Annotated in this window: 13 protein-coding genes; 11 read left to right on the forward strand and 2 right to left on the reverse strand. The window is 62.4% G+C overall.

Translation table 11 applies throughout. The annotated features are described in order from the left end of the window. The first annotated feature begins 52 nt into the window (after positions 1 to 52). The 4 genes from C0V73_RS18225 (at position 53) to C0V73_RS18240 (ending at position 3,988) form a co-directional block, all read left to right on the forward strand. Entirely contained in the window at positions 53 to 664 is a 612-nt protein-coding gene (locus C0V73_RS18225) for a CvpA family protein (RefSeq protein WP_102021431.1), read from the forward strand. 125 nt (positions 665 to 789) lie between these two features. Continuing rightward, on the forward strand, positions 790 to 2,280 hold the full coding sequence (purF, locus tag C0V73_RS18230) for an amidophosphoribosyltransferase (RefSeq protein ID WP_102021432.1): 1,491 nt from the start codon (positions 790 to 792) through the stop codon (positions 2,278 to 2,280). Between the two features lie 35 nt (positions 2,281 to 2,315). Beyond that, positions 2,316 to 3,056 carry an SDR family NAD(P)-dependent oxidoreductase gene (locus tag C0V73_RS18235; protein ID WP_102021433.1) on the forward strand — a complete coding sequence of 247 codons (741 nt, stop codon included), beginning with the start codon at positions 2,316 to 2,318 and terminating at the stop codon, positions 3,054 to 3,056. Between the two features lie 53 nt (positions 3,057 to 3,109). Continuing rightward, the gene (locus tag C0V73_RS18240) at positions 3,110 to 3,988 is read left to right on the forward strand and encodes a DMT family transporter (protein WP_102021434.1); all 879 of its coding nucleotides are present in this window, start codon (positions 3,110 to 3,112) and stop codon (positions 3,986 to 3,988) included. Here C0V73_RS18240 and C0V73_RS18245 read toward each other — a convergent pair whose 3' ends face one another. Beyond that, complete coding sequence (locus C0V73_RS18245) at positions 3,989 to 5,230, reverse strand: GGDEF domain-containing protein (RefSeq protein WP_172450222.1); 1,242 nt, start codon at positions 5,228 to 5,230, stop codon at positions 3,989 to 3,991. A gap of 312 nt (positions 5,231 to 5,542) precedes the next feature. On the opposite strand from C0V73_RS18245, the gene cysS reads away from it, so the two are divergent. The 6 genes from cysS to rarD all read left to right on the forward strand — a co-directional run bounded on the left by cysS (position 5,543) and on the right by rarD (position 11,745). Further along, positions 5,543 to 7,084 carry a cysteine--tRNA ligase gene (cysS, locus tag C0V73_RS18250; RefSeq protein WP_102021436.1) on the forward strand — a complete coding sequence of 514 codons (1,542 nt, stop codon included), beginning with the start codon at positions 5,543 to 5,545 and terminating at the stop codon, positions 7,082 to 7,084. Positions 7,085 to 7,119: 35 nt separating this feature from the next. Beyond that, a complete protein-coding gene (locus tag C0V73_RS18255; protein ID WP_102021437.1) occupies positions 7,120 to 7,587 on the forward strand; it encodes a GFA family protein in 468 nt (155 codons plus the stop codon). Further along, positions 7,584 to 8,072: a GFA family protein gene (locus tag C0V73_RS18260; RefSeq protein ID WP_102021438.1), complete on the forward strand. Its 489-nt coding sequence runs from the start codon at positions 7,584 to 7,586 to the stop codon at positions 8,070 to 8,072. Before C0V73_RS18255 ends, C0V73_RS18260 begins: the two co-directional genes overlap by 4 nt. A gap of 1 nt (position 8,073) precedes the next feature. Then, positions 8,074 to 9,033, forward strand: coding sequence for a prolyl aminopeptidase (pip, locus tag C0V73_RS18265; RefSeq protein ID WP_102021439.1), 960 nt, complete (start codon positions 8,074 to 8,076; stop codon positions 9,031 to 9,033). 82 nt (positions 9,034 to 9,115) lie between these two features. Then, positions 9,116 to 10,732 carry a citramalate synthase gene (gene cimA / locus C0V73_RS18270; protein ID WP_102021440.1) on the forward strand — a complete coding sequence of 539 codons (1,617 nt, stop codon included), beginning with the start codon at positions 9,116 to 9,118 and terminating at the stop codon, positions 10,730 to 10,732. Between the two features lie 116 nt (positions 10,733 to 10,848). Further along, positions 10,849 to 11,745, forward strand: a complete 897-nt coding sequence (gene rarD, locus C0V73_RS18275) for an EamA family transporter RarD (RefSeq protein ID WP_102021441.1) — start codon at positions 10,849 to 10,851, stop codon at positions 11,743 to 11,745. Positions 11,746 to 11,755: 10 nt separating this feature from the next. On the opposite strand, the gene C0V73_RS18280 is transcribed toward rarD, so the two are convergent. After that, the gene (locus tag C0V73_RS18280) at positions 11,756 to 12,376 is read right to left on the reverse strand and encodes a TIGR00730 family Rossman fold protein (protein WP_102021442.1); all 621 of its coding nucleotides are present in this window, start codon (positions 12,374 to 12,376) and stop codon (positions 11,756 to 11,758) included. 157 nt (positions 12,377 to 12,533) lie between these two features. On the opposite strand from C0V73_RS18280, the gene C0V73_RS18285 reads away from it, so the two are divergent. Continuing rightward, a complete protein-coding gene (locus C0V73_RS18285) occupies positions 12,534 to 14,594 on the forward strand; it encodes a LysM peptidoglycan-binding domain-containing protein (protein WP_102021443.1) in 2,061 nt (686 codons plus the stop codon). The last annotated feature ends 112 nt before the right edge of the window (positions 14,595 to 14,706 follow it).

Below are 14,706 nucleotides of genomic sequence, written 5' to 3' on the forward strand. Positions count from 1 at the left end.
ATCGCGGTGACATCAATGCCGGCTTTTGCCGGTGGCCCTGGAGTTGGAATTTATGCCCATCACAATTTTCGACGGTATCGTCATCGGCGTCGTCCTGTTTTCAGCGGTGCTGGCGATGGTGCGCGGCTTTTCGCGTGAAGTGCTCTCCATCGCAAGCTGGGCAGGCTCCGTCGCGGCCGCCTATTACCTCTATCCGCTGCTCGTCCCCTATCTGATGAACTATACCAGCGACGAGCGCATCGCGCTTGCCGGCTCGGCGGGCATCATCTTCCTGATCGCCCTGATCATCATCTCCTTCATCACCTCGCGCATCGCCGATTTCATCATCGACAGCCGCATCGGCGCGCTCGACCGGACGCTCGGCTTCCTGTTCGGTGCTGCCCGCGGCCTGCTTCTCCTCGTCGTCGCCGTCGCCTTCTGGAACTGGCTGATCGATTTCCGCCAGCGTCCCGACTGGGTCAACGAATCCAAGTCGAAGCCCTTCCTCGATTCGCTGGTTCTCAAGCTGGAAGCCGTATTGCCTGAGGATATCGAGCCGCAGATCCGTGAACGCATCCTTGGCCGCGAAGATACCGAAGCCGGAACTGCTGGCGAAACGGCACCTGCCGAGCAGGCGCCCGCCGACCAAGCCCCGGCCGAACAGGCTCCGGCCCCGAGCAACTGATCGTTTCGCGGCGAACAGCCGCGCGACCTTACGACAAGACAGACGCCGCCGGATCGGGACAGACCGGCGGCTTCCCTGTTCAAAGCATACCACCCGCGTCTGTCCCCGGAGCAAAGGCCCTCGCCATGAAGCAGATCAGCCCTTCTTACGTCGTCTATGGCAATCAGGACGACAAGTTCCATGAAGAATGCGGCGTGTTTGGTATCCTCGGCCATCCGGATGCGGCAACGCTGACGGCGCTCGGCCTGCATGCACTCCAGCATCGCGGCCAGGAAGCCGCCGGTATCGTCTCCTTTGACGGGCGGCAGTTCTACACCGAAAAGCATATGGGTCTGGTCGGTGACCATTATACGAACCCCGTCACCCTGGCGAAGCTGCCCGGGCCTCAGGCCATCGGCCACACGCGCTACTCGACAACCGGGGAAGTCGCGCTTCGCAACGTGCAGCCGCTGTTTGCCGAACTGGAAGAAGGCGGCATCGCCATTGCCCATAACGGCAACTTCACCAACGGGCTGACACTCCGCCGCCAGATCATCGCCACCGGCGCGATCTGCCAGTCGACCTCGGATACCGAAGTCGTGCTGCATCTCATCGCCCGTTCGCGCCACGCCTCGACCACCGACCGTTTCATCGACGCCATCCGCCAGATGGAAGGCGGCTACGCGATGATCGCGCTCACGCGCACCAAGCTGATTGCCGCCCGCGATCCGATCGGCATCCGGCCGCTCGTGATGGGCGATCTCGACGGCAAGCCGATCTTCTGTTCGGAGACCTGTGCGCTCGACATCATCGGCGCCAAGTTCGTGCGCGATGTGAAGAACGGTGAAGTGATCATCTGCGAAACGCAGCCTGATGGCTCTGTCACCATCGAATCCCGCATGCCGGCGCGTCCGCAGCCGGAGCGCGTTTGCCTGTTCGAATACGTCTATTTCGCCCGTCCCGATTCGGTCGTCGCCGGCCGCAACGTCTACACGACCCGCAAAAATGCCGGCATGAACCTCGCGCTTGAAGCGCCTGTCGAAGCCGATGTCGTCGTGCCGGTTCCGGATGGCGGCACGCCGGCGGCCCTCGGCTATGCCCAGCAGAGCGGCATTCCCTTCGAATACGGCATCATCCGCAACCATTATGTCGGTCGTACCTTCATCGAGCCGACCCAGCAGATCCGCGCTTTCGGCGTCAAGCTGAAGCATTCGGCCAACCGGGCGATGATCGAGGGCAAGCGCGTCGTGCTGGTCGACGATTCCATCGTACGCGGCACGACTTCGCTGAAGATCGTCCAGATGATCCGCGATGCCGGCGCCAAGGAAGTGCATATCCGTGTCGCCTCCCCGATGATCTTCCATCCCGACTTCTACGGCATCGACACGCCGGACGCTGAAAAGCTGCTCGCCAACCAGTATCTCGGCATCGAGGCCATGGCGAAGTATATCGGCGCGGACTCGCTCGCCTTCCTGTCGATCGACGGCCTTTACAAGGCGGTCGGCGGCAAGCCGCGCGATCCTGCCAATCCGCAGTTCACCGACCACTATTTCACCGGCGACTATCCGACGCGCCTCGTCGACAAGGAAAGCGAGAAGCCGGGCCGCAAGGAAAGCATGCTCGCCGCCAACGGCTGAGCCACACGACCACTGGGCATCTGACAGGATTTTCTATGACCATCGACCTCAAGGGCCGGATTGCGCTCGTTACCGGCGCCTCGCGCGGCATCGGCTATTTCACCGCGATCGAACTGGCCAAGGCCGGCGCTCACGTGATTGCCTGTGCCCGCACGGTAGGCGGCCTGGAAGAGCTGGACGACGCCATCAAGGCGGTCGGCGGCACGGCAACGCTGGTGCCCTTCGACCTCTCGGACATGGCAGCAATCGACCAGCTCGGCGGTCACATCTTCGAGCGCTGGGGCAAGCTCGACATCGCGGTCCTGAATGCCGGCGTGCTTGGCGTCATCTCGCCGATCGGCCATGTCGAGGCGAAGGTCTTCGACAAGGTCATGACGATCAACGTCACCGCCACATGGCGGCTGATCCGCTCGCTGGAGCCGTTGCTGGTCAAATCCGACCAGGGCCGTGCGCTGATCCTGTCGTCGGGTGCCGCCCACAAGTGCCGCCCGTTCTGGGGCCCCTACTCCGCCTCCAAGGCCGCCGTCGAGGCGCTCGCCCGCACCTGGGCCGCCGAGACCCAGCGCCTGCCGCTGCGCGTTCTCTCAGTCGATCCGGGCGCCACCCGCACCGCCATGCGCGCCCAGGCCATGCCGGGGGAAGATCCCGCGACCCTGCCGCATCCCTCCGAAGTCGCTGCCAAGCTCCTGCCGCTCGTCGGCCCGGACCAGACGGAAACCGGCAAGCTTTACCAGCTGCGTGAAGGCAAGATCGTCGACTACCGGATGCCAGAGTAGGGCCTGCAGGATCGTGCCTGCGGCCTGATCGTCGCCAATTGTCAGGACTGAGCATGACCCCCAGAGACTTTGCCGCCTATGCCTATCTGTCTCTGGCCTGGGGCCTCTCCTTCCTGTTGTTGCTGCATGTGGTCGATGCCTTCGGCTGGATCGGCGCCGTGACCTTTCGATGCTTCATCGCAGGCGCCTTGCTCTACGCGATTGCGCGGCTGATGCGGCGCAGGCTGGATTTCAGCGCCGGCTGGCTACCCTTCACGATGGTCGGGGCCACGACCGTGGCTGGGCAACTGATCGGGTTGTCCTATGCGACACCGCTGATCGGCACCGCCATGGCTGCGATCTTCGTTGCCTCTATCCCGCTTTTCTCCATGGTCATCGCACAGGTCTGGGGTCTGGAGCGGATCACGCAGGCGCGTGTTGTCGGTCTGGTGCTCGGCACAATCGGCATCATGATGCTGGTCGGCTTTCCGGCCGTGCCTGTCACCGGCGCCTTCCTGCTCGGTTGCTTCGCCATGATCGGCTCGACCTTCTCCGCAGCCTTCGGCAGCAATTATGCGAGCCGATATCTCTCTGACACGGGACCATGGGAAGTCACCACCGGTTCCTTCATCGCTGGCGGCATCCTGACGCTACCGCTTCTGTGGTTCGTGCCGGTGCCAGGCACGCCTGCCGCCATCGATTACGTCTATCTGCTGGCTCTTGCCGCCTTAATGAGCGCCCTCACCTATGTGCTCTATTTCGGCCTTGTCAAAAGCATCGGGGCAACCGCTGCGATCAGCGTGGAATTTGCCGTGACGGTGGTGGCGGTTCTGGTGGGTGGCCTAGTGCTCGACGAACCGCTGACCATGCTTCAGCTCTGCGGCGGAGCCGTGATCATCATCGGATGTGCGCTGGTGCTCGGGCTCGTTCGCCTGCCGCGGGCTGCCGCCTGATCAGTTGCTGCGGCGGCGGATGCGGGCGAGCGAACGACGAGGCGCGCCGACAGCGAGCGCCAGTGTCTCGACTGTTTCGTTGAGCAGGACCGTCGGCTCATAGAGACGGACGCAGTTTCGACCATCCGCCTTCGCCCGATAGAGAGCGGCGTCCGCGCCAGCGAGCAGCGTGTCGAGGTCCATGCCCCGTGCATTGGCCTCGCTGACGCCGATGCTCACGGTGACATGCAGGGCAGATGGCCCGGCGATGATCATGTCGGCGACGGCGAGACGCAGATTTTCCGCCACAGCAACGGCCTTTTGGGCACTCATGCGCGGCATGAGACAGCCGAACTCTTCGCCCCCGATGCGTGCAAAGAGCCAGCCCTTCGGCATGCGCTGTTCGATGGCGCGGGAGAAGCCGAGCAGAACCTGATCGCCCGCGGCATGTCCGTAGGTGTCGTTGACCGCCTTGAAGTGATCGATGTCGAGCAGCAGCAGGCTCGCACCGCCCTCCTCCTGCTGCAGGACCTGATTGGCCTGCGTGACAAAGGTGCGTCGGTTGGCGAGATTGGTCAGCGGATCCCGTTCCGATGCCAGGCGGTAGCGATGCTCGTCACGTTCTTTCGCCAGCATCAGCAGGGCAACCAGCGACAGCACGATCATCATGGAATTTGCTAGAACGACAAAGGCAAACCAGGGCGCGGTGGACCCATCGGCGGCGTAAGCCGGACCAACGAAAATGGAAAGCGGAGCCGGTGCCAGCCACACCGCGCCGCGAATGACATTGGCGAGTGCCGCGAGCGACCTTGACGGCAGGGGTTCCGACTTGGCCTTGCGCATCATTTCGCGCGCTGTGAGGAAGCAGTAGGCCGCCACCAGGAAGCCGAGCACGCAGGTCCGGACAGTGATCGACTGATGAAGGATGGGCATGAACCAGAGAACAGCCCAGATGACCAGGCCAACCGATGCCTTGAGGATGGACACGCGTCCGCCTTCAAAGGCGACCACCGCCTGCCAGTAGAAACCGACGGCAAGCACGCCGAGGCCCAGACCAAGACCGGAGGACAAGATGAGAGGCAGTGTTTCGCGCGCGGAATGCAGCAGCATGGCGGCACAGGCAGCCACGCCTGCGGCCACCAGCAACGGCATGATCCGGCTGCCGCGATTGCGAAACCACATGAATATTGTCACGACCGTCGAGATCAGTGTGATCAACGCGTGCACAATCATGATGGTAGGCAGATGCAGGCTGTGGTCCATGCCGAAGATCATCTCCGAGGGCGGGGGAAAGCCTCACTAGAATTGGGGGAGTTATCTTGAAAAAGACTTAACCCGAAGAGTGACTATCCACAGTTGCCACCTGACGTGTGACCTGTTTCGGGACGATGGCATGTGCCCTTGACCAAAATCGCGACGCGCGCCATAACAGCGCCCATGAAAACGAGCCTCTGCATCATTTGCGGGACCATTATTCGCTAGCGCTTCGCTGGCCTGGCCGTTTTCGTCTCCTGCATAGCCCCAGATGACAAACGACCCGGTCCAGCCGGGTACCATTCGTTCTGGGAGTTTCTCATGGCCGGCGGCCTCAAGCTTTACAACACGCTCACACGCGACAAGGTCGATTTCGAGCCGATCGACCCGGACAATGTGCGCCTGTATGTCTGCGGGCCGACCGTCTACGACTTCGCCCATATCGGCAATGCGCGTCCTGTCATCGTCTTCGACGTGCTCTACCGGCTGCTGCGCCACACCTATGGCGCGGACAAGGTCACCTATGTCCGCAACATCACCGACGTGGACGACAAGATCAACGCACGCGCACTGCGCGATTTCGGCGGGCAGATCGCCGATGGGTCGATGAGCCTCAACGAGGCGATCCGGGCCGTTACCGGCAAGACCGAGAGCCAGTTCCACGAGGACGTGGCCTCGCTCGGCTGCCTGAAGCCCACGGTCGAGCCGCGGGCCACCGACAATATTGCCCAGATGATCACGATCATCCAGCGGCTGCTCGACATGGGCCATGCCTATGTTGCTGAAGGATCCGAAGGCCACGAGGTGCTGTTTTCCACTGCCTCGATGGCGGACTACGGCATGCTGTCGAAGCGCAAGCTGGAGGACCAGCAGGCGGGCGCCCGCGTCGCCGTCGAAAGCCACAAGATGAACCCGGCCGATTTCGTGTTGTGGAAGCAGTCCGCCGACACTGAACCCGGCTGGCCGGCGAGCTTCACTTTCGAAAAGACGACCACGCCGATCTACGGCCGTCCCGGCTGGCATATCGAATGCTCCGCGATGGCCGACCGCTATCTCTGGGAAGAGATCAAGGATCGCCTCTCGCCGAAGGCCAAGGCCAAGCCGCATCAGTTCGACATCCATGGCGGCGGGCTCGACCTGATCTTCCCGCACCACGAAAACGAGATCGCTCAATCCTGCTGCGCCTTCGACAACGACCTGATGGCGACGGTGTGGATGCATAACGGCTTCCTGCAGGTCGAAGGCCGCAAGATGTCGAAGTCGGAAGGGAATTTTGTCACGATCAACGAGTTGTTGGCGACCGAGAAATTCGGCGGTCGCCAGTGGCCGGGTGAGGTTCTGCGGCTTGCGATGCTGATGACGCATTACCGTCAGCCGATTGACTTTACCGTCGACAAACTCATTGAGGCGCGCGCCGCACTGGCAAAGTTCAAAAAGTGGGCCTTCGCGGCAGATGAAACAGGCTTTACCCCTGACTACGATTACAGGGCACCACATCCGGATGTTTGCGCAGCGCTGATGGATGATCTCAATACCCCGCTCGCGATTTCCTCTTTGCACCAGCAAGTGAACGAGCTGGCTGACCGACAGAAGCAGGGTGAGCCGGGCCATGATCAGCGTTTGGCTCAATTTCGCGAAAGCATGAGATTGCTCGGGTTCTCAACTGAGGCTGAGGAAGTCAGCGACGACCTCTCTGCCGCCGTTCAGGCGCTGGTCGACATGCGGCTCGAAATGCTGAAGGCGAAGAATTTTGCCGAAGCCGACCGGATCCGCGACGAGCTTGCCGCCAAGGGCATCCAGCTCAAGGACGGCAAGGACAAGGAAACCGGCGAACGGATCACGACCTGGGAGGTCAAGCGGTAGGATGGTTTTGGCTGCGGTGGAATGAGGAGACACGCATGAGCGAGATCCATAGCGGCGGCTGCCAATGCGGCGCGATCCGGTTCCAGGCGTCGAAGCTTGGGCGGCCGTCGATCTGTCATTGCCGCATGTGCCAGAAACACTTCGGCTCCTTCTTCGGCGCCTTCGTCACCGCTGATCAGGCGCACCTGACCTGGACGCGCGGACAGCCGATGCTTTACCGCTCCTCGTCCAAGGTGAAGCGCGGCTTCTGCGGCAAATGCGGTACGCCGCTTTCCTATCATCACCCCAATGGGGTGGAACTTGCGATCGGCGCCTTCGACCATCCGGAGAATTTCGAGCCGCAGGTTCAGGTCAACCACCAGAAGCGCCTGCCGTGGATCGATCATCTCTTCGAGAAGCCCGCCTATTCCAGCCCTGCGATGGAGGAGTTCTTCGCCTCGATCGAGAGCTTCCAGCACCCCGATCACGATACGGCCGTATGGCCACCGGAGGATGAACAATGACCCGTCAGGTGCATTCCGGCGGCTGCCAGTGCGGCGCGATCCGTTACAAGATCGCGGGCGAACTCGGCTATCCGCATATCTGTCACTGCCGCATGTGCCAGAAGGCCAGTGGCAATTTCTTCATGGCGCTCGCCGGCTCCCGACAGGAGGATTTCCTCTTGATGCGCGGTGAGCCGAGCTGGTTCCAATCATCAGACCCGTGCGGGCGCGGCTTTTGCAAGGACTGCGGCACGCCGCTCTTCTTCCGCAGCAAAGGCTCGCCCTACATCAGCGTCACCATCGGCAGTCTCGACAAGCCGGAGCTGGCAGAGCCCATCTCGCAGGATGGCGTCGAGAGCCGCGTTTCCTATTTCGACAAACTTTTCGGCCTGCCCGAGAAGCAGACCGACCGGTCGGACCTTCCGGCGGGCAATGCCGGGATCGCCGCCACATCACGGCAGCATCCCGATCACGATACGGTGGCCTGGCCAACGAAGAGGACATGACATGACGACAGAATTGCGCGGCTTTTATCCTGAGATCGAACCCTATGAGACCGGCATGCTCGATGTAGGCGACGGTCACCAGATCTATTGGGAGCGTTTTGGCACCAAGGGTGCCAAGCCCGCCGTCTTCCTGCATGGCGGCCCCGGTGGCGCCACCGGCCCCGGCAATCGCCGCCTCTTCGATCCCGCTCTCTATGACGTGATGATGTTCGACCAGCGCGGTTGTGGGAAGTCAGTCCCGCATGCCTCGATCGACGCCAACACGACCTGGCATCTCGTGGCCGATATCGAACGGCTGCGCGAGCTGATGGGCGTCGAGAGCTGGCTCGTCTTCGGTGGCTCCTGGGGCTCGACGCTGGCGCTCGCCTATTCCGAGACGCATCCCGAACGGGTGTCAGAACTGGTGCTGCGCGGCATCTACACGCTGACCCGTGCGGAGCTCGACTGGTACTACCAGTTTGGCGTCTCGGAAATGTTCCCGGACAAGTGGGAGCGGTTCATTGCCCCGATCCCGGAAGAAGAGCGCCACGAGATGATGGCCGCCTATCGCCGGCGCCTGACGGGCACCGACCGCGAGGAGCAATTGCGCTGCGCCGTTGCCTGGAGCACCTGGGAAGGCGAGACCATCACGCTTCTGCCCAACCCCGATTATTCCGACCACTTCTATGATCCGGAATTCGCACTGGCCTTTGCGCGCATCGAAAACCACTTCTTCGTCCATGCCGGCTGGCTGGAGGAAGGGCAGCTCTTGCGCGACGCCTACAAGCTCAAGGATATTCCCGGCGTGATCATCCATGGCCGCTACGATATGCCCTGCCCGGCCAAGTATGCTTGGCAATTGCACAAGGCCTGGCCGAAGGCGGATTTCCATCTGATCGAGGGTGCGGGCCATGCCTATCTCGAGCCTGGCATTCTCGACCAGCTGATCCGCGCAACGGATCGGTTTGCGGGGAAGAACTGAAGTAAAGACTGCCCCTCACCCTACCCTCTCCCCGCAGGCGGGGAGAGGACGTGAGATCACCGAGTTGCCTGAGGACGACAGCATGACGCTTGAAAAGATCACCCTGTTCGACACGACGCTCCGCGACGGCCAGCAGACGCCGGGGATCGATTTTTCCGTTGAGGATAAGATCGCGATCGCGGCGATGCTGGATGATTTCGGCTTCGACTATGTCGAGGGCGGCTATCCGGGGGCAAACCCGACGGACACGACGTTCTTTTCCAAGAAGCGCACGCAAAAGGCCGGCTTCGTCGCCTTCGGCATGACCAAGCGCGCCGGCATTTCTGCCTCCAACGATCCGGGCCTCAGCCAGCTCATCCAGTCGAAGGCGGATGCCGTCTGTCTGGTCGCCAAGAGCTGGGACTATCATGTGAAGGTCGCGCTCGGCTGCACAAACGAGGAAAACCTCGAGAGCATCCGTGACAGCGTCAAGGCTGTGGTCGAAGCGGGCAAGCTTTCCATGGTTGACTGCGAGCATTTCTTCGACGGCTACAAGGCCAATCCTGCCTACGCCCTCGCCTGCGCCAAGGAAGCCTATCAGGCCGGCGCGCGCTGGGTCGTGCTCTGCGATACCAATGGCGGTACACAGCCGCCGGAAATCCGGGACATTGTCTCGGCCGTGATTGCCTCGGGCATCCCCGGCTCCTCGCTCGGTATCCACGCGCATAACGACACCGGGCAGGCGGTTGCCAATTCACTTGCTGCCGTCGAGGCCGGCGTGCGCCAGATCCAGGGCACGCTGAACGGCATCGGCGAACGCTGCGGCAATGCCGATCTCGTCACGATCATCCCGACGCTCTGTCTGAAGGAGACCTATTCCTCGCGCTTCGAGACCTCGATCGACCGCGAGAAGCTTGTCGGCCTGACGCGCCTGTCGCGCGCCTTCGACGAGCTGCTCAACCGCTCGCCCAACCACCAATCGCCTTATGTCGGCGGCTCGGCCTTTGCCACCAAGGCCGGCATCCATGCCTCGGCACTTCTGAAAGATCCGAAGACCTACGAGCATGTCGAGCCTGAAAGCGTCGGCAATTTCCGCAAGGTCATGGTGTCGGATCAGGGCGGCAAGGCGAACTTCCTCAACGAGCTGAAGCGCCGCGGCATCACGGTTGCCAAGGACGATCCGAAGCTCGACACGCTGATCTCGGTCGTCAAGGAACGCGAGGCTTCCGGCTACGCCTATGAGGGCGCGGATGCGAGCTTCGAGCTTCTGGCGCTGAAGACGCTCGGCACCGTGCCGGATTTCTTCGCCGTCGAGAGTTTCCGCGTCATGGTCGAGCGCCGTTTCGACAGCCATGGTCGCCTGAAAACAGTCTCGGAAGCGGTGGTCCGGGTGATTGTCGATGGCGAAACCGTCATGTCGGTTGCGGAAGGCGATGGTCCGGTCAATGCGCTGGACATTGCGCTGCGCAAGGATCTCGGCAAATACCAGTCCGAAATTCTCGACCTGGAGCTGGCGGACTACAAGGTCCGCATCCTCAACGGCGGCACCGAGGCGATCACCCGCGTCCTGATCGAGTCCACCGATGCGACTGGCGCCCGCTGGTGGACGGTGGGCGTCTCCGAGAACATCATCGACGCCTCCTTCCAGGCCCTGATGGACTCGATTGTCTACAAGCTGATGAAGAACCGCGAACTCGCAGGTCAGATCGCGGCGGAGTGAGATCGGCGCGCCCAAACGATCGGTCTGCCTGAACGATGCTTCACAGAAATGAATTGGCGCCTGCAACCTTGCGGGCGTAATCCCGTTTCCAAGCATAACAAAAGTCAGGAAACACCATGGCCGACGTCTCCGCTCCTGCCGAGAACCGGGACAGCCTGAATGGCTTTCTCTTCGCGCTCTCGGCCTATCTCCTGTGGGGCTTCCTGCCGCTCTACATGAAGGCGCTCGCGCATATCTCGCCGGCGGAGGTGATCGCGCATCGCATCCTCTGGTCGATCCCAGTCGCCGGCCTGCTGCTGATCATCCTCAAACGCACCGATGAGTTGAAGAAGGCGATGCGCAATCCGCGCATGCTCGGCATGGCCGCCGTCACCGCGACGCTGATCAGCGTCAACTGGGGCATCTATGTCTGGGCGATCGGAACCGGCCATGCGCTGGACACCGCACTGGGCTATTTCATCAACCCGCTGTTCTCGATCTTGATGGGCGCGGTCCTTCTAAAGGAAAAGCTGAAGAAGACGCAGATCGCGGCCTTGGCGCTCGTCGTGCTCGCCGTGGTGATCCTGACTGTGGAAGCGGGCCGTCTGCCGGTGGTGGCGCTGGCGCTCACCTTCTCCTGGGGCTTCTACGCCTTCTTCCGCAAGACATTGCCGATTGGGCCGAACCAGGGCTTCCTGCTCGAGGTGCTGCTGCTGTCGCCGATCGCGCTCGGCTATCTCGTCTATCTCAACTTGCAGGGCGGCGGGCATTTTCTGATGGGCAACATGACCGATACGATCCTGCTCGCCTCGGCGGGGCTGGTGACGGCCGTGCCGCTCATCCTTTATGCCAACGGCGCCAAGCTGTTGCGCCTCTCGACCATCGGCATCATGCAGTATATCGCGCCATCGATGATCTTCATCACCGCCGTATTCGTTTTCAACGAACCCTTCAGCATGGCGAAGGCTGTCGCCTTCCCGCTCATTTGGTCGGCCTTGGTGATCTATACGCTGCCGATGCTTCGGCAGCGCTGATCGCTTCGTCTCAAAGCTTGGAAATCGTCGCCGGGTCGCCTTCGGGCGCTCCGGTCTCGGCCCAGCGCGTTTCGATCGCCGGCACGATATCCTCGATCCTGTCGATAACCAGCGGCCGCACGAGATGAGCCGTGTGGATGAAGCCGGATGCCGACATGTGGTCGACGAGCTCCAGCATCGGCTTCCAGAAGTCATTCACATTGGCAAAGACCATCGGCTTGGCGTGACGGCCGAGCTGGCCCCAGGTCATGATCTCGACGATCTCTTCCAGCGTGCCAATGCCACCCGGCAGCGTCACGAAGGCGTCCGAGCGCTCGAACATGGCGTGCTTGCGCTCGTGCATGTCCTTGGTGATGATCAATTCGTTGAGCTGGCCGAGCGAATGGCGCGTCGCTTCCATATCGACGAGGAATTCGGGTATGATGCCCGTCACGTGACCACCGGCGGACAAAACGCCCGAGGCAACTGCCCCCATGATGCCCTTGGTGCCGCCGCCATAGACCAGGCGGAGGTTGTTTTCGGCCAGTGCGCGGCCGAAATTGCGGCCTGCTTCCATGAAGGCGGGATCGCGTCCGGGCTGAGAGCCGCAATAGACGCAGACGGATCGAATCGGGGTTTTCTGTTCGCTCATACGGGGCAAAAAACAGGCTCGCCCGCTCAAGGTCAACAAAATTGGCTGAAAACCCTTGTCCGGCCGGGTGGATTGATCCATCGCCGCTTGTCGATTCATCGGGTTGACGCTAGCAATTCCAAGGGAATGGCGGCTGTTCCGCCGGGAGACTTGAGAAATGAAGAACCGTGCCCTCTGGGTGGTCCTGCTGGTCCTTGCCATCGTCAGCCTGCTGATGGTGTTCGTCATCATGCCGCGGCTCAACACGCCGACGGCCGATCTGCCAACGGTGAACGCGGCCGCCGATGCGGCGAAGTCCGCAGCCGACCAGGTTCAGGCCACTGCCGAAACCGCAGCCGCCGATGTCGCCGCAACGGCCGCACAGAAGATGGATCGCCTGAAGAGCGAGGCGGTGAAGGCCGTCGACGGCATCTCGGCGCTGTTTGCCGATGGCCGCACGCCCGGCATCGAAGCCTATTCGGCAGCCAAGACGCTGGCCCAGGGCGCACTCGAGGCTCTTTCGACCATCGATATTCCAGAGGGACTGGATACGGCCGTGATGGATGGCATCAAGGCGGTTCAGGCCGATGCCGCGCTGGCGCTGGCGCTCGTTCAGCAACTGCCTGCCGACCCTGCCCAAGCAGCCAACATGGTCGCGTCGATCAAGGACGCGCTTCTCGGCAAGCCGGTCACCCCGGCACCGGTCGCGGAGGCGCCTGCTGATATTGCCCCTCGTTTCGACATCCTCCGCGTCGAGCCGGATGGTTCGACCGTGATTGCCGGCAATGCACTCCCCGGCGCCAAGGTCGAAATCCTCAACGGCAACCAAGTTATCTCCTCGCAGACCGTCGACGGCACAGGCGATTTCGCAGCCGTGCTCGACCAGCCGCTGGCACCCGGCGACCACTCGCTGCAGATCCGGGCCACGGCCCCTGATGGCAATGTCGTCACCTCGGAAGAGGTCGCGACGATTTCCGTGCCGGAAGGTGGCAAGGGCGAACTGCTCGCCATGGTGTCGAAGCCGGGCGAAGCGAGCCGCATGATAACGCTTCCGGGCTCGGACAATGCGTCCACCGCGGCGCCTGCACAGCCCGCAGCAGCAACCGCTCCGGCCGCGACGGCTGGCGGCGTCACCCTGCCGGAACTTCCGGCTGCAGCGAGCGAACTCGCGACCTCTGCACCCGTCATGCCCGGCAGCGCGGAAACCGCGGCTGCTCCTGCCAACCAGCCGACGACCGAGCCCCCCGCATCCCTTCCGGGCGCCACCGAGGTTCAGGTTACCGCCGTCGAGATCGAGGGCGAACGCATCTTCGTGGCCGGTAAGGCACCGGCCGGTGCCACCGTGCGCGGCTTTGCCGACAAGGCCGTGATCGGTGAGGCCGTCAGCGACACGAGCGGCAATTTCGTCATCGAGGGCGAGATGAAGCTCGAAGTCGGAAACCACATCATCGAGGTCGAACTGCTGGATGCGACCGGCAAGGTCGTTGTGCGCGCCTCGGTGCCCTTCGAGCGCCCTGCAGGCGAGCAGGTCTCTGTCGTTGCCCAGACGGCACCAGCTGCAGCAGCTGCTGCGGCAAGCCCGGAACAGGCGGAATTCGAGCGGCTGCGCATCTCGCTGACCAAGGCGATGACGATCCTCGAAAATCTCTTCGCAAACGGTCAGAAGCCGGCACTGGAGCAGGCAGCTGCGGCCCGTTCGGCAACGGAAATCGGCCTCCAGTCGATTGCCGCTTTCCGGGCTGGTCCGAACGCCGATCCGGCCTTCATCGCAGCCGTGGATGCCCATGCCGCAAAGGCGCGAGAAGCCTTGGCACTGCTCCAGCCGATTGCTGCCGGTGATGTCGACGCGCTCGGCGCGGTCTTGCCGAAGCTCGTCGCCCTGATCCGCGATCTGTTGAACGAGCCGACACCGGCAGCGACGGCGGCACCAGCTGCAGAAGCAGCAGCCCCTGCACAATCAGCAGCGGCGGCGACGTCCGAGCCGAAGACGATCCAGCAGGCGCCGCTTGCCCAGAGCGACAGCAGCGTAATCATCCGTCGGGGCGACACGCTCTGGCAGATCTCGCGCCGCGTCTATGGCCAGGGCGTGCGCTACACGACGATCTATCTCGCCAATGAGAACCAGATCAACAATCCGGATATGATCGAGCCCGGCCAGATCTTCACCGTCCCGCGCGATGCGCTGCCGAATGCGGAGGAAATCCACCGCAAACGTCTCCGCGGTGAGGCTGTGAACTAAGCTTTCACAGATCCGTCATTGTATTCGCGCGAGCGAAAACCTAATTGAGTAAGAGCGGCGGTCCTCCCAAGGGATCGCCGCTTTTTGATCTGCATGCAAGCGAGAGGGTCCG

Source organism: Rhizobium sp. TH135 (genome assembly GCF_002855515.1).
Lineage (GTDB): Bacteria > Pseudomonadota > Alphaproteobacteria > Rhizobiales > Rhizobiaceae > Allorhizobium.